At 45.9% G+C, this 1,701-nt stretch carries 3 protein-coding genes; all 3 read left to right on the top strand.

Annotation, left to right across the window (positions count from 1 at the left end; genetic code table 11):
* Nucleotides 1-522, top strand: a 522-nt coding sequence (locus ACJ2PR_RS35860) for a hypothetical protein (protein ID WP_446880633.1), incomplete at its 5' end; no start/stop codon positions are given.
* A gap of 241 nt (nt 523-763) precedes the next feature.
* Nucleotides 764-1,006 (top strand): hypothetical protein, encoded by a 243-nt coding sequence (locus tag ACJ2PR_RS35855; RefSeq protein WP_446871260.1) that lies wholly within the window; start codon nt 764-766, stop codon nt 1,004-1,006.
* A 236-nt stretch (nt 1,007-1,242) separates the two neighbouring features.
* A complete protein-coding gene (locus ACJ2PR_RS35850) occupies nt 1,243-1,554 on the top strand; it encodes a winged helix-turn-helix transcriptional regulator (RefSeq protein WP_446871259.1) in 312 nt (103 codons plus the stop codon).
* Nucleotides 1,555-1,701 lie beyond the last annotated feature (147 nt).

The raw sequence follows: 1,701 nt of genomic DNA, 5'->3' as shown, positions 1-1,701 counted from the left end.
AAGGTGATCGCAGTGATCGAGGTGGTGGTCACTCATGCCCCCGAACAGGCTGCACTAGATTATTACAAACGTAACCAAATTACCGTGGTGACCTACACTCTAGAGTCTGACGAGGATACCCGTCGTTTAGACAGTCCTACTCTTAAGCCTGACCGTGTGAATTTATGCACGACTCCCAAGTGTCCTAAATGTGGTAGCCACACGTCGAGAAAACGCTTACTAATCATTGATTCAAATTGCTGGAAGTGTACGGCACCGATGAAAGTTGCAGCGTTGCGGGGGGATATGGGTTATCTAGGAGCGGGTGACTTTGTTGCTTCAGACATTCAGCTTGCCAACCAGCATGGGGCTTCTCTTCAGTCCCATTACAGCCAAACAGCCAGAGAGCGGTACATTGCAAACACCTGCCTTAGATGTAAAGCCTTTGTGGGCAGTCACTATCTATTTGGCGACTACATTGCTAACCCAAGTTGCGGCAGGCAAGAATTCGATGCAGGGTATTACTGTCCAGTCTGTCAGTAGGGATTGTATGAATGCAAATGAGCGACCGCTTGATTCTGCTTTTCGTAGAACGCTTGTTCTAGCAATAGATCACAAAACCTGATCAATTTCTTGCTGAATTCGAGAACTACAGATAGAGTAATAACGAGTTTCGAGAGAAGTTATTGCGCTAGGTGTGGCAATGGAGTTTCCACTTCATACAAAAATCCCCTCGACTCAATAACTGATCCGAGAGGACAAAAATAGTTTTTCAGGCTTAATCATGACACCAAATCTCAAAAAATCAAGGCCAGAGCAACAAGTTTCTCAAAACTCTCCTTCTGTCGAGGTTCCGAGTCGTTCTGATCTGCTGGTCATCAAAGCGATCGATTTCATGGAGGGTGCAAGTCCTCTAATCCTGCTCACTGCCATCATCCTCGCTGCTGAACTCATTGTTCTCGGCTTGGTTTTTGAGAGAGTGATGAAGCAGGTCAATCGCTTCAAGTCGTTGGACAAGAAGAAGTAACGCCTCTTCGTAAACAGAGCCTCTGACATCCGTTGGGGGCTTTTTGCTATGCCAAACAGTTCACCCACCATATACCCAACAACGATCGCTCTCCCCTAGAACAACCCCACAGGTTGAAGTATGACGATCGCTCCATTCCAAAATTAGTTTGTGAGACGATTTATCTATCCGAACTTTCACGATTGACGTTCCAGACTTGATTTGTCAGCAAAGAAGGGTATCTGAGTACTACTGAAATGCTGAGTATTTTTCAAACGACTGGACAGGGAAAGCAGACGAGATCGAGGCTTCTAGAAACGTTGCAGCAGAAAGATGGACTGACCCGTAACGAACTGGTTGACGCATCAGGACTGAGTTATGAGCAGGTGAGAAACCAGACAGCCAATCTGATAAGCGAAGGCGCGATCGTTCCTCACTCGGTCAAGGGAAAACGCCGTTACTACCTGAGACTGCTTGCCTTACTGTTGGCGGGTTGGCTTCCATTTTGTAGTGCTTCGATTGACGACGATGGTATTAGCAATGTGGGGCAACAACTGTCTGATTACTGATAGCTATTTCTCAGTTAAATCAAACAGATTCCAGGAGAAAAGATTGACACTGAACCTACTGATTTACTCTTTTGCTGATTCCGGTACTTTACCAACTCTTCACCGGAATTCCGGTAGGCTCTCGGAATGAATTTTTTATTCAGGTTC

The sequence above is a fragment of the Phormidesmis sp. 146-33 genome (genome assembly GCF_052939515.1).
This window is presented reverse-complemented; position numbering and strand designations above follow the sequence as displayed.

Bases quoted from the DNA above. Each gene is read 5' to 3' on its own strand.
- ACJ2PR_RS35850 (WP_446871259.1), top strand. From the start codon at position 1,243: ATGCTGAGTATTTTTCAAACGACTGGACAGGGAAAGCAGACGAGATCG.
- ACJ2PR_RS35855 (WP_446871260.1), top strand. From the start codon at position 764: ATGACACCAAATCTCAAAAAATCAAGGCCAGAGCAACAAGTTTCTCAA.